This window comes from Amycolatopsis sp. 2-15 (assembly GCF_030285625.1).
GTDB lineage: Bacteria > Actinomycetota > Actinomycetes > Mycobacteriales > Pseudonocardiaceae > Amycolatopsis > Amycolatopsis carbonis.
The window spans coordinates 8,419,755-8,446,202 of sequence record NZ_CP127294.1 but is presented as its reverse complement, the minus strand read 5'-3'; the positions used below and the strand labels follow the sequence as shown (position 1 = coordinate 8,446,202).

Here is a 26,448-nt window from a genome sequence, read left to right as displayed (position 1 = left end):
GCGCAAAGTCGGTGCTGCGGCTACCTTTCCCTCGTGCGTGGATTGAGCGTGGTGAGGTTCGGAGCGGTGGTGCTCCTCGTGGTGATCGCGGCGGGCGCGGTGGTGCTGGCGGCCGGCAACGCTTGGTGGTGGTTCCTCGCCGGGCCGCTGCTGGTGCCGGCGGTGGTCGGGGCGTACGACTTGCTGCAGAGGAAGCATTCGGTGCTGCGCAACTACCCCGTGCTCGGCCACGCGCGGTTCCTGCTGGAGGCGATCCGCCCGGAGCTGCAGCAGTACTTCATCGAGCGCAACTTCGACGGGCGCCCGTACGACCGCGACGTGCGCAGCATCGTCTACCAGCGCGCGAAGGGCACCGACGCGGAGGAGCCGTTCGGCACCGAGCGCGACGTGTACGCCGACGGCTACGAGTTCCTCGTGCCCTCCATGGCGCCGGTCAAGCAGGTCGAGACGCCGCCGCGCGTGCGGATCGGCGGGCCGGACTGCACGAAGCCGTATGACATGGCGTTGCTGAACGTCTCGGCGATGAGCTTCGGCAGCCTGTCGGCCAACGCGATCCTCGCGCTCAACAAGGGCGCCGCGCTCGGCGGGTTCGCGCACGACACGGGCGAGGGTGGCCTGTCGGAGTACCACCTGCGCGGCGGGGGAGACGTGATCTGGGAGGTCGGCACCGGCTACTTCGGCTGCCGCACCTCCGACGGCGACTTCGACCCGGCGGTGTTCGCCGACAAAGCGCAGCACGACAACGTGAAGTGCGTGTCGCTCAAGCTTTCCCAGGGTGCGAAGCCCGGCATCGGCGGCGTGCTGCCCGGCTCGAAGGTCAACGCCGAGATCGCGCGGGTGCGTGAGGTCCCGATCGGGCAGACCGTGATTTCCCCGCCGTACCACCGCGTTTTCTCCACCCCGCGCGAGCTGGTGCACTTCGTCGCGCGCATGCGCGAGCTCTCGGGCGGCAAGCCCACCGGCTTCAAGCTGTGCGTCGGCTCGCGGCGGCAGGTGCTGGCGCTGTGCAAGGCGATGGCGGACGAGAACGTCACGCCCGACTTCATCGTCGTCGACGGCTCCGAAGGCGGCACCGGTGCCGCGCCGCTGGAGTTCGCCGACCACCTCGGTACGCCCCTGACCGAAGGCCTCATCACCGTCCACAACGCACTCGTCGGCACCGGCCTGCGCGACCGCATCCGCCTGGGTGCCAGCGGAAAGGTCGCCACGGGCGCCGACCTCGTCAAGCGGCTGATCCAAGGCGCCGACTACACCAACGCGGCGCGGGCGATGATGTTCGCCGTCGGGTGCATCCAGTCGCAGCGCTGCCACACCAACAAGTGCCCGGTCGGTGTCGCCACGCAGGACCCGCGGCGCGGGCGCGCGCTCGACGTCGGGGACAAGTCGCAGCGCGTGCAGCGCTACCAGCACTCGACCGTGGCCGGGGCCCTGCAGATCATGGCCGCGATGGGGGTGTCGGACCCGGCCGACCTCGCGCCGCACCAGCTGCGCCGCCGGCTCGACTCGCACGTGGTGCGCTCCTACGCAGAGCTGTACGACTGGCTCGAGCCGGGGCAGCTGCTCGCCGAGCCGCCCGAGGAGTGGGCTGTCGACTGGAAGGCCGCGGACCCCGACCGGTTCACCGTGTAGCGGGACACTCCGGCCTGTCCGGCATAGGCCGCACACCGCGGTCGGGCTAGGGTGAGCGGAGGTTGAAAAGACAGCCTCGGGGCCCGGGTACGGATTCGTCCGTGCCAGGGCTCTCCTACGTGTTGCCTTGACCCTGCGCACGAGGGTGGTGTCGGGCACGGCACGCGTCCCGAAAGGCTGGTTGTTCTGTCGAACGCATTGGAGCGGGACACCTCCCCGGTGGTCCCCAGAGCCGATCCGGCCGCGCCGGGTTCGCGGTTGCGCGTGCTCCTGATCGAAGACGACGACGGCGACGCCCTGATCGTGGAAGAGCTGCTCGCCGACGCCGCGGTGCCGGCCACCCTCGCCCGGGCGCGCACGCTCGCCGAGGCGCTCAAGGGCCCGGTCGTGGCCGACTGCATCCTGCTCGACCTCCAGCTCCCGGACGCCATGGGCCTCACCGGGCTCACGCGGCTGCGCCAGCACGCGCCCGGCACCGCCGTGGTGGTGCTGACCGGGCAGAACGACGAGACCACCGGGGTCGCCGCCGTCGCCGCGGGTGCCCAGGACTACCTCGGCAAGAACCAGGTCGACGGCCCGCTGCTGGGCAAGGCGCTGCGCTACGCGTGGGAACGCAAGCGCACCGAGCAGGTGGAGCATCAGTTGCTGCAGCAGCAGCTGCTGGCCAGCGAGAACTCGCGCCTGGAACGCGGCCTGCTGCCCACCCCGCTGCTCGCCGACCCGCACCTGGAGCTGGCGTCGAAGTACCGCCCGGGCCGCAACGGCTCACTGCTGGGCGGCGACTTCTACGACGCCGTGGAGCTCACCGACGGCACCGTGCACCTGATGATCGGCGACGTCTGCGGCCACGGCCCGGACGAGGCCGCCCTCGGCGTCGCGCTGCGCATCGCGTGGCGCGCGCTGGTGCTCGCCGGCCTGCCGATGGCCGGCGTGCTCGCGACGGTCGAGCGCGTCCTCGTGCACGAGCGGATCCGCCCGCTGTTCGCGACGCTGTGCGCGGTCGTCGTCGCCCCCGACCGCCGGTCGGCGCGGATGAGCCTCGCCGGCCACCCGCCCCCGCTGCTGATCAGCCGCGACGGCATCGGCCGTCTGCTGCCCGGTGACAAGCTGGGCGTGCCGCTCGGCGTGGTCCCGGACGCGCGCTGGGACCCGCTGGACGTCGACCTCGAGCCCGGCTGGTCGCTCGTGCTCTACACCGACGGCATCTTCGAGGGCCGCGTCGGTGGCGGAGCGGAGCGCCTCGGGCACGAGGAGATGGCGCGCTTGCTCGTCGCGCTCCTGCGCGAGGCCGGCCCGGACACCGGCCACGGCGTGGTGCTCGACCGGCTCATCACCCGCGTCGAGGAGCTCAACGCCGGCCCGCTCGACGACGACGTCGCCCTCACCATGCTCACGCACCTCCAAGGTCGTGAGGGGGCCGTGCGATGAGCCGGTCCGTCCGAGCACAGCCGCACTGGCCGATCCGCCGCTGGGTCTCGGTGGTCGGCCTCGTCGAGGTGGTGCTCCTGCTGGCGGCGGTCGCCGGCGGCGTCCTCGCGGTGGGCAACCTCAACGACGCCCGCACACGCCTGCTCGACCAGAGCGGCCCGCAGCTGCTGCAGGCCAACGCGCTGTCGCAGGCGCTGCTGAACCAGGAGACCGGCATCCGCGGGTTCCTGCTCACCGGGCAACGCGATTTCCTCGACCCCTACCTGGCGGGCCGCGCGCAGCAGGCCGCCGCCGTGGCCGAGCTGCGCCGCCTCGGCGCGCTGCCTGGTACCCGGATCGGCGACGACCTCGAGTCCGTGCTGCGGGCGGCGGGCGCGTGGCAGGACGCGGTCACGAAGCCGGCGTCACCCGGAGCTCCGCCGCCCGGGCCCGGCGCGGCCGACGCCGGCAAGACGTTGTTCGACCAGGTCCGGGCCACCCTCGACACGCTGTCCGCGCACCTGTCCGCCGCGCGGGACTCCGGCCGGGTCGACCTGAACGGCGCCGCCACCCAGCTCACGGTGCTGCTGCTCGTGATCGCCGGGCTAGTGGTGATCCTGTTCGTGCTGCTGTGGGTCTGGCTGCGCCGTGTGATCACGGGGCCGATCACGCGGCTGGCCTCCGAGGTCCGCGCGGTGTCCGACGCCGACGACATCCACCGGCCCGTGCACGGCAGCGGTCCGCGCGAGCTGGTGGAGCTCGGCGCCGACGTCGACGCGATGCGCCTGCGGATCGTCGGCGAGGTCAGCGAACTGGAACACGCGCACGAGCTGCTCGACACCCGCACGCAGGAGCTCGAACGGTCCAATTCGGACCTCGAGCAGTTCGCGTACGTCGCTTCGCACGACCTGCAGGAGCCGCTGCGCAAGGTGGCGAGCTTCTGCCAGCTGCTCGAACGTCGTTACAAGGGCCAGCTCGACGAACGCGGCGAGCAGTACATCGCCTTCGCCGTCGACGGCGCCAAGCGCATGCAGAACCTCATCAACGACCTGCTCTCCTTCTCCCGCGTGGGCCGCCGCGCGGGAGAGCTGACCGTGGTGGACACCGGGAAGCTGCTCGCCGACGCGCTCGGCAACCTCGAGCCCGTGATCGAAGAGACCGGCGCGCGCGTCGAGCGCGGCGAGCTGCCCGAGGTGCGGGGCGAGGGGCCGTTGCTCACGGCCGTGTTTCAGAACCTGGTCAACAACGCGCTCAAGTTCCACGGCGAAGCCCCGCCCGTCGTCCGCGCGACCGCCGAGCGCCAGGGCGAAGAGTGGGTGTTCTCCGTGTCGGACAACGGGATCGGCATCGAAGAGCAGTACGCGGAGCGGATCTTCGTGATCTTCCAGCGGCTGCACAGCAAGTCGGCCTACGGTGGCACCGGGATCGGGCTCGCGATGTGCCGCAAGATCGTGGAGTTCCACGGCGGCCGCATCTGGCTCGACACCGACGTGACCGAAGGCAGCTGCTTCCACTTCACCCTGCCCGTGCTCGATCCGGCGCCCGAGGCGGAAACCGGGGAGACCGAGCAGACCGAGCCCCTGATCGAGACCCGAACCGGGAACGAGGACGCATGACCGAAACCATGGCCCCCATCGACATTCTGCTCGTCGAGGACGACCCCGGCGACGTGCTGATGACGCAGGAGGCCTTCGAGCACCACAAGATCCGCAACGCGCTCTACGTGGTGGCCGACGGGGTCGAGGCCCTGCAGTTCCTGCGCCGCGAGGACCAGTACGCCGACGCGCCGCGCCCGGGCCTGATCCTGCTGGACCTCAACCTGCCCCGCAAGGACGGGCGCGAGGTGCTCGCCGAGGTCAAGGCGACGCCGGAGCTGCGCAGCATCCCGGTCGTCGTGCTGACGACGTCGGAGGCGGAGGAGGACATCCTGCGCAGCTACGACCTCCACGCCAACGCGTACGTGACCAAGCCCGTGGACTTCGACCGGTTCGTGGAGGTCGTGCGCCAGATCGACGACTTCTTCGTCACCGTCGTGAAGCTGCCGCGCTGAGCGCCGGCAGTGGCGCGCTCGGCGGCGATCCTGCACGATGGGATCTCGTGACGTCTTCTCCCCGGGATGTGCCCGAATCCGGCGACCTGCTGGTCACGGTGCGGTGGCACGAGCGGGCCGCCGTGGTGACCGTCGCGGGCGAGATCGACCTCGTCACCGCGCCCGAGCTCGACGAGATCGTGACCGGCGTGGTCGACGAGAGCCCCGAGGCGCTCGTGGTCGACCTGCGCAAGGTCACCTTCCTCAGCTCGGCCGGGCTCCAGGTGCTGGCCGCGGCGCACCAGCGGCTGGGGGAGCGGGGGCTGCGCGTGGTCAGCACGTCGCACATCACGACGCGGCCGCTCACCAGCACCGGGCTCGACACGTGGATCGGCCTGTTCACCACCGTCGACGAGGCGCTCGCTTCGGGAACGGAGGTCTGAGCGTGGCCCTGCCCGAAGACAACCCGTCCGAGGACATCCAGCCGGGCGGGACCCCGCTGAGCTGCCGCGACGTCGTGGCCGAGCCGGGTGCCCTGCGGGCGCTGCGCCACCGGCTCACGGCGTGGGTGCGCGCGGCGGGCGTGCCTGAGGACCGGGCCCAGGACATCGTGCTCGCCAGCTACGAAGCGCTGGCCAACGTCGCGGACCACGCCTACGGCGGCGACGGGCGGGGTCTGCTCGACCTCGAAGCCGTGGTGCGGCCGGACCGCGTCGAGGTCGTGATCACCGACCACGGGCATTGGCGCGCGCCGGTCGACGACCCGAACCCCGTGTCGCTGCGCGGCCGGGGGCTTCTGCTGCTGCGGGCGAGCGCCGACCACGCCGACATCACGCCCGGCGCGGACGGCACCGTGGTCACCCTCGGGTGGAACCTGATCCCCGCCCGGTCGCACTGACGGGCTCGGCCCCGCTCAGGGGCTGGCGGGCTGCGGTTGCGTGGACTGCCCGGCCGCCCGGCGGCGCAGGAGGAACCGTTGCACCTTGCCGCTGGGGTTGCGCGGCAACTCGGTCACGAACTCGACCCGCCGCGGGTACTTGTACGGCGCCGCAACGGATTTCGCGAAGTCCTGCAGTTGTTTGACCATCGCGGCGCCGCTGTCCGCGCCTTCGCGCAGCACCACGTAGGCCGCCACGATCGACCCGCGCGCCTCGTCCGGCGCGGCGACCACCGCGCACTCCAGCACGTCGGGGTGGGCCAGGAGGACTTCCTCGACCTCAGGGCCGGCGATGTTATAGCCCGAAGACACGATCATGTCGTCGCTGCGAGCGCGGTAGTGGAAGTAGCCGTCGGTGTCGCGCACATACGTGTCGCCGGTGAGGTTCCAGCCGTCCTCCACGAACACGGTCTGGCGGTCGTCGGCGAGGTAGCGGCAGCCCGTGGGGCCCTGCACGGCGAGCCGGCCGGGCGTGCCGTCGGGCACCGGGCGGCCCTCGTCGTCCACGATCCGCGCGCGGAACCCCGGTACGGCGCGGCCGGTGGAGCCCGGGCGGGTGTCCTCGTCGGCCGCGGAGATGAACACGTGCAGCATTTCCGTGCTGCCGATGCCGTCGATGAGCCGGCGGCCGGTGGCCTCGTGGAAGTCGACGGCCACGCTCTCGGGCAGCGCCTCACCCGCCGAGACCGCGCGGCGCAGCGCTGAGAGCGAGGCTCTTCGGTCGGAGGCGAGGATCGCGCGGTAGGCCGTGGGGGCGGTGAACAGCACCGTGACGCCGTGGGCCGCCGCGAGGTCGGCCAGCTCCAGCGGGGTCGCGCGCTCGACCAGCAGCGTGGCCGCGCCCGCGTGCAGCGGGAACACGAGCAGCCCGCCGAGGCCGAACGTGAACGCGAGCGGTGGCGTGCCCGTGAACAGGTCGGTGGGCTCGGGCTTCACGAGGTGGCGCGAGAACGTGTCCGCGATGGCGATGAGGTCGCGGTGGAAGTGCATGGTGGCCTTGGGCCGCCCGGTGGTGCCGGAGGTGAAGGCCAGGATCGCCACGTCGTCGGCGGCCGTCTCGACGTCGGCGAACGTGGGGGGCTGCGTCTCGCACCGGGCCGCGAGGTCGTCGGGGGAGTCGCCGCCGAAGGCGAGCAACGGCAGGGCGAACGGCAGCAGGTCCTCGGTGTAGCGGTGGTCGGCCAGCGCGAGGGCGGGAGAGGACGCGTCGACGATCTTGGTCAGCTCGTGCGTACGCAGCATCGGCATCGTGGTCACGGCGACCGCGCCGGCCTTGAGCACACCGAGCCAGCACGCGGCGAGCCACGGCGTGTTCGGGCCGCGCAGCAGCACGCGGTTGCCCGGCACCACGCCGAGGCTGACCAGCGTGCCCGCGATCTGGTTGGCGCGGGCGAGCAGCTCGCCGTAGGTCCAGCTGCTCGTCGGCGACAGCACCGCGGGCCGGTCGGGGCCCCATTGCGCGACCGCTCCGTCGAGCAGGCGGGTTGCGGCGTTGAGCCGATCGGGGTAGTGCAGTTCGGGAAGCTCGAAGAGCAGGTGCGGCCACTGGTCGAAGGGAGGCAAGTTGTCCCGGCAGAACGTATCCGAGTGGGCACTGGGCGTGAGCTGCACGGCTGACCTCATCTCCCGTGGCGGCCGTCAAGAGAACGCCACTGTAATACAATTTACGATCGTCAGGAAGACGCTAGAGCGGCCGAAGGGGGCCGGGCCATGGGTGCGGTCGTGAAACCCGAGGTCGACACGCGCGATCCGGACGAGGCGCGGTCGCGGCTCAGCGACGTCTACTGCCCGCACCGGCTCGACCTCGTCGGCGGCGCGCGGGGGTTCGTCTGCCGGCAGAGCTCGCGCGGCTTCGCCAAGGTGCGGCTGTTCGACCTCGTGTACGGCGGGGCGGAGGTGCGCGTGGACCCGGTGCCCTTCGACGACTTCGTGCTCGTCACGCGTCCGCTCAAAGGCCGCTTCGCCGTCCGCTCGACCGCCGAGGGCCTGGTCGGCGCCGGATCGGGCGCGCTGGTGATGGACGCGTACGGCTCGTACCAGCTGCGGTGGTACGACAGCGCCGAGGTGCTCAACACCGTGCTGGACCGCGACGGGCTCGAACGGATCGCCGCCGAGCTGCGCGGGTGGGACGAACCGCGGCCGGTCCGCTTCGCGCTCGGTGCCGCCGCGTCGGCCGCCGCCGCGCGCCGGTGGGATACCGCGACCCGGCTGCTGCTGGAGGAAACGCGGTCGGACGACGGGATGGCGGGCAGCCCACTGCTCGCCGCGCAGCTGTTCCGGCTCGCGGCGACCGCGCTACTGGAGGCGTACCCGAACACGGTCGGCGAACCGGAAACCGAGCCGGCGGGCCGGGTGTCACCGGCGGCCGTGCGGCGCGCCGAGGCGTTCATCGAGCTGAACGCCGCCGAGGACATCGGGCTGCTCGAGATTGCGGCCGCCGCGCGGCTGAGCGTGCGCGGGCTGCAGGCCGCGTTCAGCCGGGCGGGGCGGCCGTCGCCCGTGGCGTACCTGCGGGAGACACGGCTGCGCCGGGCGCACGCCGAGCTGCGTGAGCGCTCGCCGGAGGAGACGACGGTGGCGTCCGTCGCGGCGCGGTGGGGCTTCGGCAACGCCGGGCGGTTCTCTGCCGAACATCGCCGTCTCTACGGCTGTGGCCCGTCGGAAACCTTGCGCGGTGAAGGCCTGTGAAGGACTCCTCGAGGGAATCAGAGTCTCTGAAGGAGTGCTTTACGAACCGTCGGGAAACGCGTCAGCAGATCGCGACCGCGTTGGCCGGCGAGCCGACGCCGCCGACGAGGTTCAGCGGTTTGACCACCACGAGGAACGTGTGGCGACCAGTGCCGGCGGCGTGGGCGGACAGCGCGTCGAGCTTCCACTGCTCGCCGATGGGCAGGCCCAGGAGCCCGATGAGGTCCTGGTGCACCATGCCGGACTCGTGGGGGCCGCCGAACCGCGGGTCCGGCGGCGGCGGCATTGCCTCCAACGCGAAGGTGTCGGAGGCGACGAGGGCCAGGCGGTGGTCCCAGAACCACGCGAGGAGGTCGCGGGACTGCGCGAGACCCGTGCAGCGGCTCGCCTTCCCGATCGCCTCGCGGCCGGCGGTGTCCAATTCGGACAGATACCATTCGGCCCAGCCGGTGCGCAGCAGGAGGAGATCGCCCTCGCGCAGGGTCACGCCCTGCCAGGCCAGCGTTTGCTCGACGAGACCCAGCGGCAGCGGTTCACCGGCCGCGTGGTCGATTCCCGAGCCCTGCGACTCCCGGAACCGCGCGAGGTCCACCAGCACCCCGCGGCCGATAATCGGATCCTCGGCCCACCGCTGGACACCCAGCGCTGGGGTGCCGGCAACGATCTCGGCGTCGGGAACGCCCTGGTAGAAGCCGGCTTCGTGGTGGCGGCGGTGGCGCAGTCCGTCCACATGGGAGCTCGCCTGCAGCCACAGGTGGTCGACGTAGTCGTCTCGCTGGTCGGCGTGCGAGGACGTGATCGTCTGCTCCGGCGGCCTCCGCCAGACCACCGACGGGTCGAACGCGTCGAGCGGGTAGTCGAGGTTGAACACCGTGCCGTGGCGCACGAGGCCCGCTGCCGACACCACTTGCGACGCCTGCGCGAAGTTCGCCATCCCGCGTTCGGGCGTCCGCTCGAACACACCCCAGCTGGAACCGGCCGGGGCGTCGGTCCTGGCGCACAGGTCGCGGTAGCTCGGGACGGGCACGTCGTTCTCCTTCCGCGCGCTCACGCGAGCTCCCGGCCGCGGGTTTCGGGCAGGAACACCAGCGCGATCAGGAACAGACCGTAGGCGCTGGCCGCGAACACCGAGATCCCGGTCCCCAGGCCGTAACTGCCGGCCAGCGCGCCGACCACGGCCGGTGCCAGCGCGGCCACGCCGCGGCCCACGTTGTAGCAGAAGCCCTGCCCGGCGCCGCGCATCTCGCTGGGGAACAGCTCCGCGAGGAACGGACCGAAGCCGCTGATGATGCCGGACCCGAAGAACCCCAGTGGGAACCCGACGTAGATCACCAGCCCCGCCGGGATGTTCGCGTAGGCGTAGACCACCACCGTCACCGCGCTGAGGACCCCGAACACGGCGAACGTGGGTTTGCGGCCGAACCGGTCGTTGGCGAAGCCTGCGGCCACGTACCCCAGGAAGGACCCTGCGATCACGAACACGAGGTAGCCCGCCGCGCCGACGGCACTCAGGCCCCGGCTCTCCGACAGGTAGGTCGGAAGCCAGGTGAAGATCGCGTAATACCCGCTTTGCATGCCGATCGACAGCAGCGTCGCCAGGATCGTGTACCGCAGGATCCTGCGCTTGAAGATGAGCCCGAGGCTGATCGGCGTCTTGGCCGCGCGGGTCCGGCGCGCCTCCAGCCACACCGGGGATTCGGGCACCTTGCGCAGGATGTAGATCACGATCACCGCCGGGATCAGCCCGACCCAGAACATCATGCGCCAGCCGAGCTCACCGAAGTTCGGCAGGATCAGCACCGACGCGATCACCGCCAGGGCCCAGCCGAACGACCACGCGCCCTGGATGAACCCGGCTACCGCACCGCGTTTCTTCGCCGGGATGGCCTCCGAGATGAGCACCGCACCGACGGCCCACTCACCGCCGAAACCCAAGCCCTCGACGGCGCGGTACACGAGCAGTTCGGGAAAACTGCTCGCGATTCCCGACAAGGCCGTGAACAACGAGTACAGGAAGATCGCCGCGGCCAGGATGCGGACGCGCCCGAACCGGTCGGACAGCGTCCCGGCGACGATGCCGCCGAACGCGGAGAACAGCAGCGTGACCGTGCCGATGAGGCCCGCTTGTTCGTGGTTGAGGCCGAACGCGATGCTCACGGCGCCGATGGCCAGCGTGTAGAGCATGTAGTCGAACCCGTCGAGGCCCCAGCCCGCGAACGTGGCCCAGAAGACCCGGCGTTGCGGACGGTCGAGGGTGAGTGGGGGAACTTTGGTGAGGACGGACATCGTTGACCATTCCTTCTCGAAGCGTCGGGGCGGATCAGTCGGTGAAGCGCAGCACCAGGTCGGCTGCGCTGACCCCGTTCGGGTGCGCGATGAGCGGGTTGATCTCGAGCTCGGCGAGCCGGTCGCCGAGACCGGCCGCGTAGCGGGAGAGCGCCGACACGGCGGCGGCCACGGCATCCACGTCGGCTCCCGGCCGTCCGCGGTAGCCGCGAAGCAGCGGTGCGCCGCGCAGCCGGGTGAGCAGCTCCCGCGCGTCGGGTGACGACAGCGGGGCCAGCGCGGTGACCACGTCCTGGTAGACCTCGGCCGTCACCCCGCCGAAGCCGACGGTCACGACGGGCGGGTAGCCGTCGGCGGCGCCTTCGACGCCGACGAGGAGCTCGATCCCCGGCGGAACCATGCGCTGCACGAGGATTCCGTCGAGCACGGCGTCCGGCCGCGCCGCGTGCACGGCGTCGACCATTTCCCGGTACGCGCTCGCGGCGTCCGTGACACCGACCCGCACTCCGCCGACCTCGGACTTGTGCGTGATGGCAGGGGACTGCGCCTTGAGCACCACGCGGCCGCCGAGGCGTGCCGCCGCTTCGGCGGCTTCTTCCGCGCTCGTCACGAGCACGCCTTCGGGCCGGGGCACCCCCAGCGCGTCGAGCAGGGGTGCGCCCGCGGCTTCGGTGAGCACGCCCGTGCCCGGGACGACGCCGGTCAGCGGCGCCGGCCGCACCGGCGACCGGGCCGTGTGGGCCCGGTACAGCCGGGCCCACACATGGGCCTTGCGCCCGATCGAATCGTGGAGCGGAACGTGGTGCTCCCGCAGGATCTTCGTCGCCTCGGTGATCTGGTTGCCGTCCGCGAGCCACGCCACGCCCAGGGGTTTGGGCGAGCTCTCGGCCGCCGCCACGAGCTGGCGGGCCACGCGTGCCGCGCGGGCGCCCGTCACGTTCGTCATGATCATCATCAGCACGTCGGTGCCCGGATCGTCGAGGATCGTCCGGCACACGTGGAACACCGAGTCGTCGTCCTGTGCGAACAGCTGAGCGGTCACGTCCACGGGATTGCTCGTGGAGCCGTACGCCGGGATGAACTTCGCGATCTCCCGGCGCGTCTCCGCGGCCAGTTCACCGGTCTGAAGGCCGGCCCCGTCCAGCCAGTCGGCCGCGATCCCGCCGGCCCCGCCGGAGCTCGTGACGACGGTGACGCCCGGCCCGCGCACGGGTTTGCGCGCGGCCAGCTCCACCACGGTGTCCAGCAGCTGATCGACGTCGGTCACGCCGATCACGCCGTGCTCGGCCGACACCAGCTCGAACGCCGTGTCCGGCCCGATCATGGCGCCGGTGTGTGACGCGGCCGCGCGCCGCCCGGCGTCGGAGCGCCCGGAACGCAGCACCACGAGGTTCTTGCCGAGCTGCCGGGCCCGCGCGGTGAGCTGCCGCCACTGCGCACCCGGCGGGATCGCCTCCAGGTACATTGCGACGACGCGGATCTCGTCCTCCTCCAGGAATCCGGCGGCGAGGTCGGCCACGCCGAGGTCGGCCTGGTTGCCGCTGCTCGCCCACGCGGTGAGCCCGATGCCGCGTTCCCTGGCGAGCCCGAGGAAAGATCCGCCGATCGCACCGCTCTGGCCCACGTAGGCGATACCGCTCGAGTCGCCGAGCCCCGCTTGCGCGGCCTCGCTGAAGGTCGCGACCAGGCCGGCGGGCCGGTAGATCAGCCCCTGGCAGTTCGGCCCGAGCAGGCGCACGCCTCCGGCCCGCGCGGCCTCGGCCATCAGCCGCTGGACTTCGAGCCCTTCGGCGCCGAGTTCGCCGAAGCCCGACGAGAACACCACCGCCGTCCCGACGCCGGCGCGCACGCAGTCGTCGATCGCGCCCGGCACCGCGGCCGCGGGTACCAGGATCAGCGCGAGGTCGACCGGGCCCGGCGCGGCGTCGAGCGACGGGTAACACAGCAGGCCGTCGAGCTCGCCGTACTTCGCGTTCACGGGCAGGATGCGGCCCCCGTAACCGAAGTCCCGCAGGTTGGCCAGCGCCTGCGCGGCGAGGCTCCCGGCCCGCGCGGACGCGCCGACGATCGCGACCGAGCGGGGGTGCAGCAGGCGGCACGCCCAGTGGCCACCGGAGTCAACGGGCATCAAAAGGGTCCTTTCAGGCCGGTCAGGGAACCAGCCAGCCGAGCACAGGGGTGGATTGCAGGTAGACGAGGACGGACAGCACCACGACCATCACGACCGTCCAGCCGATCGTCCGGCGGAAGAGCACGCCCTCCTTGCCGCCGAGCCCGACGGCGACCGCGGCGATCGCCAGGTTCTGCAGCGAGACCGCCTTGCCGACGACCCCGCCGCTGCTGTTGGCGGAGGTGAGCAGCACGTCGGACAGGCCCGCATGGTGGGCGGTGGTGTACTGCAGCAGACCGAACAGGGTGTTGCTGGAGGTGTCGGACCCGGTCAGCACGGTGCCGATCCAGCCGATCACCGGCGACACCAACGGGAACGCCGCCCCGGCGCCGGCGAGCCAGACGCCGAGCGTGGTGGTCTGGCCGGACAGGTTCATCACGTAGCTCAGCGCGATCACGCAGCACACGGTGAAGATCGCCCAGCGCAGCTGCCACAGGTTGGCCAGCCACACGCGCGCCGCGCGCCCGGGCCCGACACCCAGGATCGGCAGGCTCAGGAGCCCGGCGATGAGCACGAGCGAACCGGGCGCCCCGACCCACGCGAAGCTGATTTTCGAGATGGTCAAGGGCTTGCCTTCGGAGCTGAGCACGTCGGCTCCGGGCCAGTGGACCTTGGTGGTGAGCGACGCGATCAGGTCCGATATCCCGGGCAGGTTCGCGATGACCACCACGGCGACGATCAGCAGGTACGGTGCCAGCGCGGCGAGCACGGGCGGTTCTTTGTGGTCCACAGTGGACTCATCGGCCGGCGGGGTGGCGAAGCCGCCGGCACCCGCCGGCACCGTCGCGCGCTGCCGGACCGCGGTGGTGGTGACCCGGCCTGCCCGCGCGGCGAGCACCGTGACCACACCGGACACGACGGCCGCGACGGTGTCCACGAGCGCCGGTGTCAGGAACACCGATGCCGCGCACTGGACCGCGGCGAACGAGGCACCGGCCGCGAGCGCGACGCCCCAGCGCTGCTTGAGCCCGGTCTTCCCGTCGACCACGAACACGAGGACCAGCGGGATGAACAGCGCCAGCAGCGGTGTCTGGCGGCCGATCATCACCGCCAGGTCGTGCACGGGCAGGCCGGTCTGCGTGGCGAGCACGTCGATGGGCTGGCCGAGTGCCCCGAACGCGACGGGTGAGGTGTCCGCGATGAGGCACGCGGCGGCGGCCTTGATCGGCGACAGCCCCAGCGCCATGAGGATCACGGCGCAGATCGCCACCGGCGCACCGCCGCCGGCCAGGCCTTCCAGTGCGGCACCGAAGCAGAAGGCGACCAGGATCGCCTGCACGCGGCGGTCGTCGCTGACGCGCGTGAAGGCCGTGCGCAGTGCCTCCGAATGCCCGCGCAGTTCAGTGACTTTGTGCAGCCAGATCGCGTTGATCGCGACCCAGAGGATCGGGAAGATCCCGTAGACGATGCCTTCGGCGGCACCGGAGAGTCCGACGGACGCCGGGAGGCGGAACGCGACGATGCCGACGACCAGCGCCGCGACGAGCGAGATCGGCGCCGCGATCCGCGCGGGCGTTTTGAACACGCCGAGGAGCACGATCAGGAGTAGGAGGGGGATCGCCGCCAGGAGGGCGGACAGGGTCAGCGAGCCGCCGACGGGGACGAGGAGCTGTGTGAACAACGTTGTTCTCCAGAAGGGGACCGGGGCCGGTGGGATCAGCGGCCTTCGAAAACCGGGGTTCTCTTCTCCCGGAAGGCGGCCAGGGCCTCCGCGGAGTCGCGAGTGGACTGGATCACGGCCTGGTGGGACGAGATGAGGTCCAGTGCGGTCCGCAGGTCCGTGCGGCTGCTCTGGTAGGTGGCGCGCTTGATGGTGCGCAGGGCGAGCGGGGGCCCGGCGGCGAGCTTGGCGGCGAACTCGCGGGTCCGCTCGGCGAACTCGGCGTCGGGGTAGACGTGGTTGACCAGGCCGATGCGTTCGGCTTCGTCGGCGCCCACCCAGTCGCCCGTCCACAGCAGTTCCAGCGCGCGGGACATTCCGACGAGCCGGGGCAGCAGATAACAGCCGCCGTCGCCGGGCACGAGGCCGACGCGCACGTAGCCTTCGGAGAACCGCGCCGACGCCGACGCGACGCGGATGTCGGCCATGAGCGCGAAGTCCATGCCCGCGCCCACCGCGACGCCGTCGACCGCGGCGATCACCGGCTTGTCGAAGTCCTCGAGCGCGTACGCGATCCGGTGCACGCGATCGGTGAGCAGCGTCTTGTCCTTGAGCGGGGTGCGGGTCTCGTCGTCGAACACGCCGAGGTCCACACCCGAGCAGAACGCGCCGCCGGCGCCGGTGACCACCAGCACGCGGATCGCGTCGTCGGTGCGCGCGTCCTCGATGATCCGCACCCACTGCTCGAGCATGGCGAGCGTGAACGCGTTCTTGCGCTCGGGCCGGTTCAGCAGGATGGTCCCGACGCCGTCGGTGACCTCGAACTCCAGATCCGCCACGTCAGTGTTCCTTCGTCTGGTAACGCTTGAGCTCCTGGCGGGCGACGGTGCGGACGTGCACCTCGTCCGGGCCGTCGACGATGCGCAGCGTGCGCGCGCGGCTCCAGATCTCGGCGAGGGGCAGGTCGTCGGTCACGCCGGCGGCGCCGTGGATCTGGATCGAGCGGTCGAGCACACTCAGCGCGGCCCGCGGCGCGACGACCTTGATGGCGGCGATGTCCGAGCGCGCGCCCCGCACGCCCACCTCGTCGATCAGCCACGCGGTGCGCAGCACCAGCAGCCGGGCCTGGTCGATCTCCATGCGTGACTCGGCGATCTGCTGGCGGACCACCCCCTGGTCGGCCAGCGGGCCGCCGAACGCGGTGCGCGACAAGGCGCGTTTGCAGGCGAGCTCCAGCGCGCGCTCGGCCATGCCGATCGCCCGCATGCAGTGGTGGATCCGGCCGGGGCCCAGCCGGGCCTGCGCGACGGCGAACCCGCCGCCCTGCTCACCGAGGAGATTGCTCACCGGCACGCGGACGTCGGTGTAGCTGATCTCGCAATGTCCTTGCTGGTCCCGGAAGCCGAACACCGGCAGCGCGCGTTCGACCTTCACGCCCGGGGTGTCGATGGGCACGAGGACCATGGAGTGCTGCCGGTGCTTCGGCGCGTCGGGGTCGCTCTTGCCCAGCACGATCAGCAGCCGGCAGCGCGGGTCGGCGGCGCCGGTGGTGAACCACTTGCGGCCGTTGATCACGTACTCGTCGCCGTCACGCACGATCGAGGTGGCGATGTTGGTGGCGTCGGAGGAGGCCACGTCGGGTTCGGTCATCGAGAAGCCGGAGCGGATGGTGCCGTCCAGCAAGGGGTTCAGCCAGCGTTCGCGCTGCTCTTCGGTGGCGAACAGGTGCAGCAGCTCCATGTTGCCGCTGTCGGGCGACAGGCAGTTCATGGCCGCGGGGGCGATGAACGGCGAGCGGCCGGTCTCCTCCGCGAGCACGGCGTAGTCCACATTGGTCAGGTGGGACTCGTCGGGCAGGAACAGGTTCCACAGCCCGCGCTCCCGCGCCGCCGCGATGAGGTCTTCCAGGACCTGGGGCACGTCGTGGGTGCGGCCTGCGGCGATCAGCTCCTCGCGCTGCTGCGCGTACACCGGCTCGGCGGGGTAGACCAGCTCCGCCATGAAGGCGCGGACCTGGGCCAGGCGCTCGGTCGCCTGCGGGGACAGCGAGAAATCCATTCAGTGCTCCGGGGTTCGGTTTGCGGGGGCCAGTGACCGCAGCGCTTCGGCCAGCTGCCACTCGACTTGTTCGTCGAGCGCGGCCAGGTCCAGTTCCTTGTCGCCCATCACGCCGGCGACGAAGCGCGCGCGGGTCGTGGTGTTGATGCACGACAGGCGCCAGTAGGAGAACGCGACGTAGTACGGCAGCTCGGAAACGTCGAGGGGGGACCGCGCGGCGTAGGCGCTGACGAGGTCGGCGTGGCCGGGGAAGCCCCCGGCGAGCGTCGCGGGCGGGGAGATCCACTTGCCGGGGTTGTCCGGAAGGGCCCACCACACGAGCAGCCAGCCCAGGTCGGCGAGCGGGTCGCCGACGGAGGCGAGCTCCCAGTCGAGCACTGCCGCCACGTCGCCTTCGGCGGTGAGCAGCACGTTCTCCGCCTTGTAGTCGCCGTGCAGCAGCGAGGTGCCCTGCGGCTTCGGGACGCGGGCGGCGAGCCGGTCGGCGACGGCGCGCAGCGGGCTGGCGGAAGGGAGGTCCAGCGCGTCGAACTGCCGCTGCCAGCGGCGCAGCTGGCGTTCGACGTAGCCGCGGTCCCGGCGCAGGTCACCCAGGCCGATCTCGGTGACGTCCAGGGCGTGCAGCTGGGCGAGGACCTCGGGCAGGCGGCGGCCGATCGTGCGCTTGACCTCGGGGGACAGCGCCGCGGCGGTGTCCGGGCTCAGTGTCCGGCCGGGCACGAAGTCCATCAGGAAGAACGGCGCGCCGAGCACAGCGGGATCGGTGCACTCCGCGACAGGTGCCGGGACCGGGACCGTGGTGGTGCTGAGCGCGGAGAGGATGTGCCGCTCGCGGCCGACGTCGTGTGCGCCGGACTCCAGCGCACCCAACGGCGGCCGGCGCAGCACGTAGTGGGCGCCGGCGGCGTCGCGCACGGAGTAGGTGAGGTTCGACCGGCCGGCGGAGATCGTCGTCACCGCCAGCGGTGGTTCGACGGTGCTGCCCTGGCCTTCCAGCCACCTCGTGAGCGCCGGTATGTCGACGCCCGGCGGCTCCTGGTTCGCCACGTTCAACCTCCTGACCACTGAGGGCGATAAAATCGGGACAATGTCCCGAACTTGTGGAGGATCCTGGACCCGGCGGGCGCGGGTTGTCAAGGTGGTCGACGGGTGGCTCGTTACAGTGGCCGCGGAGGGAGACAGGTGAGTGGTGCACGGGGACAGCGCATGAGCGGACCGGGCGTGGCCGTCGAGGCGGAGCCGCGGTTCCGTTCGCTCGGTATGACCGGGCGCGTCTTCGCGGTGCTCGACGCGGTCATCGCGCGCCAGGACGGCGACACGGGCGTGCGGGAACTCGCGGCGCACCTGGACGTGAGCCGCAGCGCGGTGCACCGGATCCTGCAGACGCTGGGTGACCTGCGGGTGGTCCGCGGGCAGGCGAGCGGCCGCTACGACCCGGGGCCACGGCTGCTGGCGTGGGCGAAGTTCCTCGGCGAGCGCAATGCGCTGCTCACGCGCGGTCACGACGAGCTCCTGGCCCTCGAACGTGAAGCCGGCGAGACGGCACTGCTGCTCACGTACACGGAAGGGGACGAGTCGGCCAGCGTCGTGAGTTCGGTCGAGTGCGGCAAGCCCGTGCGCTACACCGTCCGCATCGGCTCGAAGTCGCCGCTGCACGCCGGGTCGGCCGGAAAGGCGATCCTGGCGAACCTGCCCGACGAGTTTGTGGCCACTTTGGACCGTCCGGCGCTCACGGGCTCGACGATCGGTGACCTCGAGCTGTTGCGCGCCGAGCTCGAGCGGGTGCGCGAGCAGGGCTTCGCGACGAGTGTGGCCGAGCGTATCCCCGAGGCCGCCGGTGCCGGGGCCGCCTACTTCCGCGACGGCAAACCGGCCGGAGCCTTCACCATCACGGTGCCCCGGCACCGGCTGTCCGATGTGGACGAACTGCGCCGGCTCGGCGAGCTCGTGCGCGGCGCGGCCGACCGGCTGACCGCGGCGTTGGCCGTGCCGGCCCAGGGCTCGGGCGTGCCGGCGGCCCGCGCCGGGGAACCCTCGGGGGTCTCGGCCGAACGGCGCTCCATCGTGCGCGTCGCCGCGGCGCTCGACGCCCTCGCCCGCTCGTCCGCCGACGGCCTTTCCGTCGACGACCTCACCGCGGGCATCTCCAGCGGCCGTGCCACCGCCGCCCGCCTGCTCGGTGCGCTGGCCGAGCTCGGTCTCGCCCGCCCCCACGGCGGCGACCGCTACGAAGCCGGTGCCGAACTCCTCGTCTGGGCCGCGCGTCTCGGTCGCGGCACCGGCATCGGCCCCGTCGCGGCAGACCTTCTCGCCGAGCTCGTCCGGGACGTCGGCGAAAGCGCCTACCTGGCCCGCTACGACCCGATCGCCGAGGGGGTCGTCTTCGAAGCCGGCCGCACCAGCGACAAACCCATCCAGTACGTCGTCCCGCTCGGCTCGACCGCCCCCCTCCACGCCGGTGCGGCCGGCAAAGCCGTTCTCGCCTGGACCGGCCCGGAGTCCTTCGCCGCCCAGGACTTCGCCCGCTTCTCACCCACGACGATGGTCGATCGCGCGACGGTGCAGGCCGACCTGGCCCGCATCCGCGAGCGCGGCTATGCCGTCAGCGACGGCGAGCGCATTCCGGAAGCCTCGGGCATCGCCGCGCCCTTCTTCTCCGACGGCGCGGTCGCGGGTGCCATCACGATCACCATCCCGCGTTACCGCTTCGACCCGGCACGCACGGAGGACTACGCGACCCGGGCCATCGCCGCGGCCACGGAACTCACGCGCCTGCTGACGGCCGGGACGCTGTTCGCCTGAACCGCGCACCCGCGCCGCGCTTCGGCGGACAGCCGGTTCGCGCACGGCGGGGGCCGGGGAACGCACGGTGCGTTGACTGTCCGTTCCGGTGCCGAATACTCCGCAGCAGAGGTAAGCCACGTCACTGCCGGAGGAGGACGCCCGTGACCGTCGACCAGCTCGAACCGGCGCTCGCTGCCCACTACGAACCACTGATCAACGGTGAGTTTCGCTCGATCTCCACCGAGACCTTCCCGGCGGTGGACGCCGCGACCGGCGCGCGGCTCGCGACGATCACCCGAGGCGGCGCGGCCGACGTCGACGCCGCCGTGGCCGCCGCTCGCGCGGCTTTCCCGAAGTGGGCCGCCACGCGGCCCGAGGAGCGCTCGCTGCTGCTGCACCGCCTCGCCGACTGGATCGAGGCCAACGCCGAGCGCCTCGCCGCCATCGACACGATGGACATCGGCCGCACGATCTTCGAAACGCCGCTGGACCACCGGATCGCGGTGGGGCAGTACCGGTTCTTCGCCTCGGCTGCCGTCACGCACGACGGCTGGAACCACCCCGTCGCCGGTGGCTGGGCCATCGCGAAGCGCGAGCCGATCGGCGTCGTCGGCCAGATCATCCCGTGGAACGTGCCCGCGATCATGACCGCGTTCAAGCTCGCCCCGGCGCTCGCGGCCGGCAACACGGTGGTGCTCAAGCCGGACGAGAACGCGTCGCTGTCCACTTTGGAGCTGTGCACCAAGCTCGCCGAGCTCTTCCCGCCCGGCGTGGTCAACGTGGTGCCGGGCTTCGGCGACGAGGCCGGCGCCGCGCTCACGGCGCACCCGGACGTGGACAAGCTCGCTTTCACCGGCTCCGCGGAGGTCGGCCGGCTCGTCGCGCACGCGGGCGCCGAGCGGCTCGTGCCAGTGTCGCTGGAGCTGGGCGGCAAGAGCCCGAACATCGTGTTCCCCGACATCGAAGACCTCGACCGCGTCATCGACAACGCGACGTTCGCCGCCACCTACTGCAACGGCCAGTCCTGCCTCGCCGGCACCCGCCTGTTCGTGCACGACGACCTGTACGACGACTTCCTGGGCAAGCTCTCGGCGAGCTTCCAGGGCGTGCGGGTCGGCTCCCCGCTCGACCCGGCCACGCGGCTGGGCTGCCTGGTGTCGGAGAAGCAGGGCCGGCGGGTGCTGGACTACATCGCCTCCGGCCGCTCCGACTCCTCGCTCGTCACCGGCGGCGGCCGCGCGGCGGTGTCCGGCAGTGAGCACGGCTGGTTCATCGAGCCGACCGTGTTCGAGACGGAGAACTCCAGCCGCATCGCGCAGGAGGAGATCTTCGGCCCGGTGCTGTCGGTCATCCGCTGGAAGGACTACGACGCGCTGATCGACCAAGCCAACGACGTCGAGTACGGCCTCGCCGCCGGCGTCTACACCACCAACCTGAAGAACGCGATGCGCACGGCCGACCGCCTCCACGCCGGCTCCGTGTGGGTCAACCAGTACTTCAACCTCGTCGACGGCTCGCCCTTCGGCGGCTACAAGGGCAGCGGCCTCGGCCGGGAGTACTGCAAGGAAACGCTGGACATGTACACGCAGCTGAAGTCGATCGTGCTGGCGGAGGAACTGCCGCCGCCGCTGTTCGGCTGAGAGTTCGCGGCTCAGCCGCGGACGACGGGTTTCCACACGTCGTCGTCCGCGGTTTCGGCCGGTGCGGTTTCCGGCTCGCCGTAGTGCCCCGGCGGCAGTTTCCGCCGCGACTGCGTGATCAGGCCCACGCACTGGAGCGCGAGGCTCAGCGCCACGTAACCGATCAGCAGTCCGGTGAACGCGGGCGGCTGACGGCCTTCGCCGAAGACGTCGAACAACACCGGCAGCGTCTACGTCGCGGGCGCCGTGGACTGAACCGCCTCGCGGCGCAGCAACTCGCCGGCGGCGAGCGAAGCGTCGTCCTCGGCGAGTACGGGCTCGCGCAGGGTGGCGACCACGATCACCGCGGTGCAGATCGCGCCCACGGCGAGCAGCCCGAGCCAGCTCCACGCCCACGTCCGCGTTTCGGGCACGGCGGCGAGCATGGCCAGCGCCAGGAACGCGCCGCCGGCGAAGGTGATGGCCGTCGTCGTGCCGAACCAGGCGTCGACCACGCCCTTCGGCCGCGCGACGCCGGTGAGCCGGTGGGGCACCAGCGCGGCAAGGTTTCGCTCACGGAGTCGGCGGGCGCGCCACCAGCTGACCTGGAACCCGGCGATCACGAAGAAGATCGTGACGGCCGAGGTCATTTCCCGGCCCGCTACACCCGGGAGCTCCTGCAGGCTCTGGTATCCCACGGCGCCGCCGATGGCGAGCACGACGTAAGTCGGGACCGTGCGCAGCCACGTCGAGGGTGCCACGGAGTGGGCGCCGATCCGGATGCACAGCAGCCGCGTCGGCAGGGACACCGCGACGCCACGGCGCGCCAGCCACCGGCGGGCGAAGTCGATCTCGCGCGTCGACGGTTCGGCGGGTGGTCTTCGGCGATACGCCAGGAATCCGCTCATGGCCTCACTCCCCCTGAAATCGGCCATCGGAACCGGAATCGTGACACGACGTGCGAAACGGTGTCAACGACCGGCCCCGGCCGACGCCAGGGGGAGTGCGGCGGGGGTTCAGTTCCGCGCGTCGAGGTACTGCGGGTCCGGCGGCGGGATCGGGGTGTCGGGGACGCCCGCCAGCAGCGTGCTCATCGCGTGGAAGTACGGCGGGGCGGCGACCGTGCCACCGAACGCGCCGTGGCCGCAGCGGCCGAGGTGCACCGGGGTGCCCGGGCAGATCTCCTCCGGGTGCGGACCGTCGGCGAACACCATGGACGACACGGCGAAGTTGTCCACACCACCGACGAACGCGACGGACTCCGACAGCTGAGTGGTTCCCGTCTTGCCGATGTCCGGGCGCGTCCAGCCGGCCGAGTGCGCGGCGGCGGCCGACGTACCCACCGTGGTGTCCTGGGAAAGCCCGGCCTCCAGTGTGCTGGCGACGCCCGGCGGGATCACCTGCTCGCACCCCTGCTGCTTCACGGGCACAGCCTGGCCGTTGCGGTCGGTCACCGACAGGATCGGGTTGGGTGGGCACCACGTGCCGCCGCTCATCAGCGTCGCCGAGACGTTCGCCATCTCCAGCGGGCTCACCGGGCTGTTGCCGAGGGTGAACGAGAGCAGGTTCTGGAAGTACTGCGACTGCGGCTCGTCGTACTGCGGGTTCTTCGAGCGCGCGTCCGACGGGTCGGTGATCGGCGGGTTGCCCGCGTCGTTGGTCGCGAGCGTGTTGCGCAGCCCGAGTTTGCGCGCCATGTCCAGCACGGCGGGCATGCCGACCTGCGACTCCAGCCCCACGAACGCGACGTTCGGCGACGTCGCCAGGCCGCTGGCGAGCGAGATCGGGTCGGGGTAGCTCGTGCCGTCGTTGCTCACCGAGTAGCACGGCGTGTACTTGTTCGCGTTCGGCGGCGTGAAGCAGTTGCTGAACGGGTTGGGCAGCGGCGTGTTCAGCCCCGCCTTGCCCGCCACCATCGCGGCGGCCGAGGTGAAGATCTTGAACGACGAACCGGCGCCGAACTTGTTGCTGGCGTCGGCCACGATGTTCGTGGACGTCTCACCCTGGGCGGGATCGGTGCCGTAGTTGCGGTTGGCGACCATCGCGAGCACCTGGTGCCCGTTCGCGCCCGGCTGCACCACGGCGAACGTGTTGGCCACGCCGTCCTGCGTCGTCGGCACGTTGGCGTCCACCGCATCCTTCACGACCTGGCTCACGTGCGGGTCCATCGTGGTCTTCACGACGTAGCCACCGGTGTCGAGCTGATCGACGGTGAACCCGGCCTGCTTGAGGTAGTTCACCGCGTACGCGCAGAAGAACCCGGCGTCGGGTGCCGAGCCCAGGCAGGTGCTCGACGGCGCGGCCGGGCGCGTGCCGACCACGCCGAGCGGGGTCGCTTTCGCGGTGGCGGCGAAGGAAGCGGGGATGGACTTCGCCGTGACCATGGAGTCGATGACGGTGTTGCGCCGCTTGAGCGCGTTGTCCGGATGCGTGTACGGGTTGTAGACGCTGGGGTTGTTCACCATACCCGCCAGCAATGCGGCCTGTGGCACGGTCAATTTGTCCGCTGTGGTCCCGAAATACGCTTCCGCCGCCGCGCCGATGCCGTAGACGGTGCCGGTGTACTCGACCACGTTCAGGTAGTCGGCCAGCACGTCGTCCTTCGACACGGTCTGGCTGAGCTGCACGGCCATCTTGGCCTCGCGCAGCTTGCGGGCCAGCGAGTCTTCGCGGTCCTTCTCCTGCGCCGTCTTGTCGTCGCGGTCGACGACGTTGATGAGGTAGTTCTTCACGTACTGCTGCGTGATCGTCGACGCGCCCTGCAGGTCTCCGCCCGAGCTGTCGTTGACCGCCGCGCGCAGCATGCCCTGCGGGTCGACGCCGCCTTCGGTGTAGAAGCGGCGGTCCTCGATGTCGACGATCGCGGCCTTCATCGCGGGTGAGATCTGCGCCGCGGTGACCGGAACGCGGTACTGCGCGTACAAAGTCGCGATCGTACTGCCGTTCCGGTCCGTCACCGTTGTCACGAGTGGCGGGTCCGCGTGCTCCAGATCGGCGGAGATCGCGTCGACGGAGTCACTGACCTGATTGGACAAAACACCCGCGCCGATGGCGACCGGTGCCATCGTGCCCGCGACGAGAACGCCTGCCAGCACGCACAATCCGAGGAACGGGGCTACCCCCTTGCCTTTTCCCACGGTCCCCAACCTACGACCGGGCTCGTGTGAATACGGTGGGTAAACAAGAACGTGTCATCGAGCCAACCTCCCGAGCAGAGCCGATGCGACGCCGATCGCCACGGCGGTCGCACCCACTAGGACGCCGAAGTCCAGCCCGAGGTTGGCCGGAGTGCCGATGAGAAGTCCGCGAAGGGCGTCGACCTGGTAGCTCAACGGGTTGATGTGGCTCAGCACCTTCAGCCAGCCGGGCATGAGGTCCACCGGATAGAGGGCGTTGGACCCGAAGAACAACGGCATGGTGATGGCCTGTCCGATCCCCATCAGCCGCTCGCGCGAAAGCACGATGCCGGCGATCACGATGGAGAAGCAGCAGAAGAACGCCGAGCCGAGGATCACGATCACGACCATGCCGAGCAGCCGCAGCGGGTTCGCGGTGAGGCCCACGCCGAGGATGGCCGAGAGCGCCAGCACCATCAGCGCCTGCACGAGCGCGCGAAGCCCGGCCGCGAACGCCTTGCCGGCCACGAGCGCCGCGCGCGGCGTCGGTGTGACGAGCAGCTTGGCGAGCACGCCCGCGTCGCGTTCCCAGATGATCTGGATGCCGTAGAAGATCGCGATGAACAGCGCCGACTGCGCGAGGATGCCGGGCGCGAGGTAGTCGAGGTAGGGGATCGAGCCGGTCGGGATCGCGTGGATCCGTGTGAACGTCTCGCCGAAGATCAGCAGCCACAGCGCGGGCTGGATCGCCCGCGTGATGAGCTCCGACTGGTCGCGGCGCAGCTTCTGCAGCTCCACCAGACACATCGCGCCGATGCGCGAGAGCAGGATGCGGAGTTGCTCCAGTGGTCCCGGGTCAGCCGAGACGACGGGCGGTGCGGCGAGTGGCGCGGACATTGCGCATCCCTCCTGTATCACTGCGCAGCGCGTCGCCGGTCACCGACCGGAACACGTCGTCCAAAGTGGAGTCCGGGCCGAGCTCCGCCTCGAGCTCGGCGGGGGTACCGAGTGCGCGGACGCGCCCGGCGTGCATCAGGGCGACGCGGTCGCAGTACTGCTCGGCCTCGTCCATGTAGTGGGTGGTGACGAGCACGGTCATGCCCGTGCGCGCGCGAATCTCGGTGATGCGGTCCCACACCGCCGAGCGCGCCACCGGGTCGAGGCCGACGGTCGGCTCGTCGAGCACCAGCAGCCGTGGGGAGCTCACCAGCGCCTGCGCGAGCTCGAGGCGGCGGATCATGCCGCCGGAGTAGCCGCCGACGGGCCGGTCGGCTTCGTTGAGCAAGCCCACCAGGTCGAGCGCGCGGTGGACCTCCTCTGCGCGGCGGGAGCGGGGGACGTCGAACAGCCGCGCGAACAGCGACACGTTCTCGCGCCCGGTGAGCGCGCCGTCGGCCGAGAGCTGCTGGGGCACGTACCCGATCAGGCGGCGCACGGCCATGCGGCGGCGCGTGACGTCGACGCCGAACACGGTGATGGCGCCCGCTTCGAGCGGCAGCAGCGTGGTGATCATGCGGATGGTGGTGGTCTTGCCGGCGCCGTTCGGGCCGAGCAGGCCGAAGATCTCACCCGGCACGATCTCCAGGTCGACCCCGTCGACGGCCTTCGTGGTGCCGAACGAGTGGTGCAGGCCGGTGCACCTGACGGCGGGCTCGGGCTCGGCTTGTGCGGCGGTCATGCCTCCTCCTTCAGTGCGTCCATCAGCTTCTCCAGTGCGGGCAGAGCCGCGGTGATCGCCACGGTGTCCTTTTCGGACAGCTGCGTGAGCGCGGCCGAGACCAGCCCGGTCCGCGCCTTGCGCCAGATCGCCATGCGCTCGCGCGCGGCCTCGGTCACCTCCAGCTGTGCGGCGCGCCGGTCGGCCGGGTCCACCTCGCGGCGCAGCAGCCCGGCTTCGACGAGGAGGTTCACGAGCGTGCTCACGGAGTTGCCGGCGAGGCTCAGCTCGCGCGCCGCCGCGGCGACGCCGATGCCGGGCCGGCGGTCGACCACCCGCAGCAGCTCGACCTGCGCGCCGGGCAGGGGCGGGCCGGGCACTTCCGCGCGCACCCGCCGCCGCACGACGCGGCGGATGCCCTGCACGGCGGACATCAGCTGCTCGGCGAGGTCGGGAGGTGGGGTCATG

Annotated in this window: 23 protein-coding genes; 9 read left to right on the top strand and 14 right to left on the bottom strand. The window is 71.3% G+C overall.

All coding sequences use genetic code 11. The features are described 5' to 3' along the window. Positions 1-48 precede the first annotated feature (48 nt). The 6 genes from QRX50_RS41785 to QRX50_RS41760 all read left to right on the top strand — a co-directional run bounded on the left by QRX50_RS41785 (position 49) and on the right by QRX50_RS41760 (position 5,963). Positions 49-1,629: an FMN-binding glutamate synthase family protein gene (locus tag QRX50_RS41785; protein WP_285968603.1), complete on the top strand. Its 1,581-nt coding sequence runs from the start codon at positions 49-51 to the stop codon at positions 1,627-1,629. Positions 1,630-1,848: 219 nt separating this feature from the next. Then, the gene (locus QRX50_RS41780) at positions 1,849-3,057 is read left to right on the top strand and encodes a PP2C family protein-serine/threonine phosphatase (RefSeq protein WP_285968602.1); all 1,209 of its coding nucleotides are present in this window, start codon (positions 1,849-1,851) and stop codon (positions 3,055-3,057) included. Continuing rightward, positions 3,054-4,652, top strand: a complete 1,599-nt coding sequence (locus tag QRX50_RS41775) for a sensor histidine kinase (protein WP_285968601.1) — start codon at positions 3,054-3,056, stop codon at positions 4,650-4,652. The genes QRX50_RS41780 and QRX50_RS41775 overlap by 4 nt, the downstream gene beginning before the upstream one ends. Continuing rightward, positions 4,649-5,086, top strand: coding sequence for a response regulator (locus QRX50_RS41770; protein WP_285968600.1), 438 nt, complete (start codon positions 4,649-4,651; stop codon positions 5,084-5,086). Before QRX50_RS41775 ends, QRX50_RS41770 begins: the two co-directional genes overlap by 4 nt. A gap of 47 nt (positions 5,087-5,133) precedes the next feature. Then, complete coding sequence (locus QRX50_RS41765) at positions 5,134-5,508, top strand: STAS domain-containing protein (protein ID WP_285968599.1); 375 nt, start codon at positions 5,134-5,136, stop codon at positions 5,506-5,508. Between the two features lie 2 nt (positions 5,509-5,510). Then, positions 5,511-5,963, top strand: a complete 453-nt coding sequence (locus QRX50_RS41760; RefSeq protein WP_353074054.1) for an ATP-binding protein — start codon at positions 5,511-5,513, stop codon at positions 5,961-5,963. Between the two features lie 15 nt (positions 5,964-5,978). Here QRX50_RS41760 and QRX50_RS41755 read toward each other — a convergent pair whose 3' ends face one another. Next, positions 5,979-7,613, bottom strand: coding sequence for an AMP-binding protein (locus QRX50_RS41755; RefSeq protein ID WP_285968598.1), 1,635 nt, complete (start codon positions 7,611-7,613; stop codon positions 5,979-5,981). A gap of 99 nt (positions 7,614-7,712) precedes the next feature. Here QRX50_RS41755 and QRX50_RS41750 point away from each other — a divergent pair, with 99 nt between their 5' ends. Next, positions 7,713-8,690: an AraC family transcriptional regulator gene (locus tag QRX50_RS41750; RefSeq protein WP_285968597.1), complete on the top strand. Its 978-nt coding sequence runs from the start codon at positions 7,713-7,715 to the stop codon at positions 8,688-8,690. A gap of 61 nt (positions 8,691-8,751) precedes the next feature. Here QRX50_RS41750 and QRX50_RS41745 read toward each other — a convergent pair whose 3' ends face one another. Genes QRX50_RS41745 through QRX50_RS41715 form a run of 7 tightly spaced genes read right to left on the bottom strand, consistent with a single transcriptional unit; the run spans position 8,752 to position 17,851 of the window. After that, on the bottom strand, positions 8,752-9,741 hold the full coding sequence (locus QRX50_RS41745) for a cyclase family protein (protein WP_285968596.1): 990 nt from the start codon (positions 9,739-9,741) through the stop codon (positions 8,752-8,754). After that, entirely contained in the window at positions 9,738-10,976 is a 1,239-nt protein-coding gene (locus QRX50_RS41740; RefSeq protein ID WP_285968595.1) for an MFS transporter, read from the bottom strand. Before QRX50_RS41740 ends, QRX50_RS41745 begins: the two co-directional genes overlap by 4 nt. A 34-nt stretch (positions 10,977-11,010) precedes the next feature. Continuing rightward, positions 11,011-13,104, bottom strand: coding sequence for an acetate--CoA ligase family protein (locus QRX50_RS41735; RefSeq protein ID WP_285968594.1), 2,094 nt, complete (start codon positions 13,102-13,104; stop codon positions 11,011-11,013). Positions 13,105-13,126: 22 nt separating this feature from the next. After that, a complete protein-coding gene (locus QRX50_RS41730; protein ID WP_285968593.1) occupies positions 13,127-14,767 on the bottom strand; it encodes an L-lactate permease in 1,641 nt (546 codons plus the stop codon). Positions 14,768-14,802: 35 nt separating this feature from the next. Beyond that, a complete protein-coding gene (locus QRX50_RS41725) occupies positions 14,803-15,585 on the bottom strand; it encodes an enoyl-CoA hydratase/isomerase family protein (protein ID WP_285968592.1) in 783 nt (260 codons plus the stop codon). A gap of 1 nt (position 15,586) precedes the next feature. Beyond that, complete coding sequence (locus QRX50_RS41720) at positions 15,587-16,804, bottom strand: acyl-CoA dehydrogenase family protein (RefSeq protein ID WP_285968591.1); 1,218 nt, start codon at positions 16,802-16,804, stop codon at positions 15,587-15,589. After that, a complete protein-coding gene (locus tag QRX50_RS41715; protein ID WP_285968590.1) occupies positions 16,805-17,851 on the bottom strand; it encodes a phosphotransferase family protein in 1,047 nt (348 codons plus the stop codon). A gap of 159 nt (positions 17,852-18,010) precedes the next feature. Between QRX50_RS41715 and QRX50_RS41710 the strand changes: the two genes are divergently transcribed. Both QRX50_RS41710 and QRX50_RS41705 read left to right on the top strand, forming a co-directional pair. After that, positions 18,011-19,606: an IclR family transcriptional regulator gene (locus QRX50_RS41710; RefSeq protein WP_285968589.1), complete on the top strand. Its 1,596-nt coding sequence runs from the start codon at positions 18,011-18,013 to the stop codon at positions 19,604-19,606. Positions 19,607-19,749: 143 nt separating this feature from the next. After that, entirely contained in the window at positions 19,750-21,228 is a 1,479-nt protein-coding gene (locus tag QRX50_RS41705) for an aldehyde dehydrogenase family protein (RefSeq protein WP_285968588.1), read from the top strand. 11 nt (positions 21,229-21,239) lie between these two features. Here the strand turns inward: QRX50_RS41705 and QRX50_RS41700 are convergent, their stop codons facing one another. The 6 genes from QRX50_RS41700 to QRX50_RS41675 form a co-directional block, all read right to left on the bottom strand. After that, positions 21,240-21,449 (bottom strand): hypothetical protein, encoded by a 210-nt coding sequence (locus tag QRX50_RS41700; RefSeq protein WP_285968587.1) that lies wholly within the window; start codon positions 21,447-21,449, stop codon positions 21,240-21,242. Positions 21,450-21,458: 9 nt separating this feature from the next. After that, positions 21,459-22,115: a hypothetical protein gene (locus QRX50_RS41695; RefSeq protein WP_285968586.1), complete on the bottom strand. Its 657-nt coding sequence runs from the start codon at positions 22,113-22,115 to the stop codon at positions 21,459-21,461. A gap of 108 nt (positions 22,116-22,223) precedes the next feature. Continuing rightward, complete coding sequence (locus tag QRX50_RS41690; protein WP_285974689.1) at positions 22,224-24,272, bottom strand: transglycosylase domain-containing protein; 2,049 nt, start codon at positions 24,270-24,272, stop codon at positions 22,224-22,226. A gap of 126 nt (positions 24,273-24,398) precedes the next feature. Then, positions 24,399-25,220: an ABC transporter permease gene (locus QRX50_RS41685; RefSeq protein ID WP_285968585.1), complete on the bottom strand. Its 822-nt coding sequence runs from the start codon at positions 25,218-25,220 to the stop codon at positions 24,399-24,401. Next, positions 25,180-26,001 (bottom strand): ABC transporter ATP-binding protein, encoded by an 822-nt coding sequence (locus tag QRX50_RS41680; RefSeq protein ID WP_285968584.1) that lies wholly within the window; start codon positions 25,999-26,001, stop codon positions 25,180-25,182. Before QRX50_RS41680 ends, QRX50_RS41685 begins: the two co-directional genes overlap by 41 nt. Further along, positions 25,998-26,447 (bottom strand): MarR family winged helix-turn-helix transcriptional regulator, encoded by a 450-nt coding sequence (locus QRX50_RS41675; RefSeq protein ID WP_285968583.1) that lies wholly within the window; start codon positions 26,445-26,447, stop codon positions 25,998-26,000. Before QRX50_RS41675 ends, QRX50_RS41680 begins: the two co-directional genes overlap by 4 nt. Position 26,448: the final 1 nt, after the last annotated feature.

What these genes read in the sequence shown, in the direction of transcription:
- QRX50_RS41775 (WP_285968601.1), top strand. Translation starts at nt 3,054, where the DNA reads ATGAGCCGGTCCGTCCGAGCACAGCCGCACTGGCCGATCCGCCGCTGG.
- QRX50_RS41770 (WP_285968600.1), top strand. Translation starts at nt 4,649, where the DNA reads ATGACCGAAACCATGGCCCCCATCGACATTCTGCTCGTCGAGGACGAC.
- QRX50_RS41750 (WP_285968597.1), top strand. Translation starts at nt 7,713, where the DNA reads ATGGGTGCGGTCGTGAAACCCGAGGTCGACACGCGCGATCCGGACGAG.
- QRX50_RS41740 (WP_285968595.1), bottom strand. Translation starts at nt 10,976, where the DNA reads ATGTCCGTCCTCACCAAAGTTCCCCCACTCACCCTCGACCGTCCGCAA.
- QRX50_RS41735 (WP_285968594.1), bottom strand. Translation starts at nt 13,104, where the DNA reads ATGCCCGTTGACTCCGGTGGCCACTGGGCGTGCCGCCTGCTGCACCCC.
- QRX50_RS41720 (WP_285968591.1), bottom strand. Translation starts at nt 16,804, where the DNA reads ATGGATTTCTCGCTGTCCCCGCAGGCGACCGAGCGCCTGGCCCAGGTC.
- QRX50_RS41710 (WP_285968589.1), top strand. Translation starts at nt 18,011, where the DNA reads ATGAGCGGACCGGGCGTGGCCGTCGAGGCGGAGCCGCGGTTCCGTTCG.
- QRX50_RS41695 (WP_285968586.1), bottom strand. Translation starts at nt 22,115, where the DNA reads ATGAGCGGATTCCTGGCGTATCGCCGAAGACCACCCGCCGAACCGTCG.
- QRX50_RS41690 (WP_285974689.1), bottom strand. Translation starts at nt 24,272, where the DNA reads ATGGCACCGGTCGCCATCGGCGCGGGTGTTTTGTCCAATCAGGTCAGT.
- QRX50_RS41685 (WP_285968585.1), bottom strand. Translation starts at nt 25,220, where the DNA reads ATGTCCGCGCCACTCGCCGCACCGCCCGTCGTCTCGGCTGACCCGGGA.
- QRX50_RS41680 (WP_285968584.1), bottom strand. Translation starts at nt 26,001, where the DNA reads ATGACCGCCGCACAAGCCGAGCCCGAGCCCGCCGTCAGGTGCACCGGC.
- QRX50_RS41675 (WP_285968583.1), bottom strand. Translation starts at nt 26,447, where the DNA reads ATGACCCCACCTCCCGACCTCGCCGAGCAGCTGATGTCCGCCGTGCAG.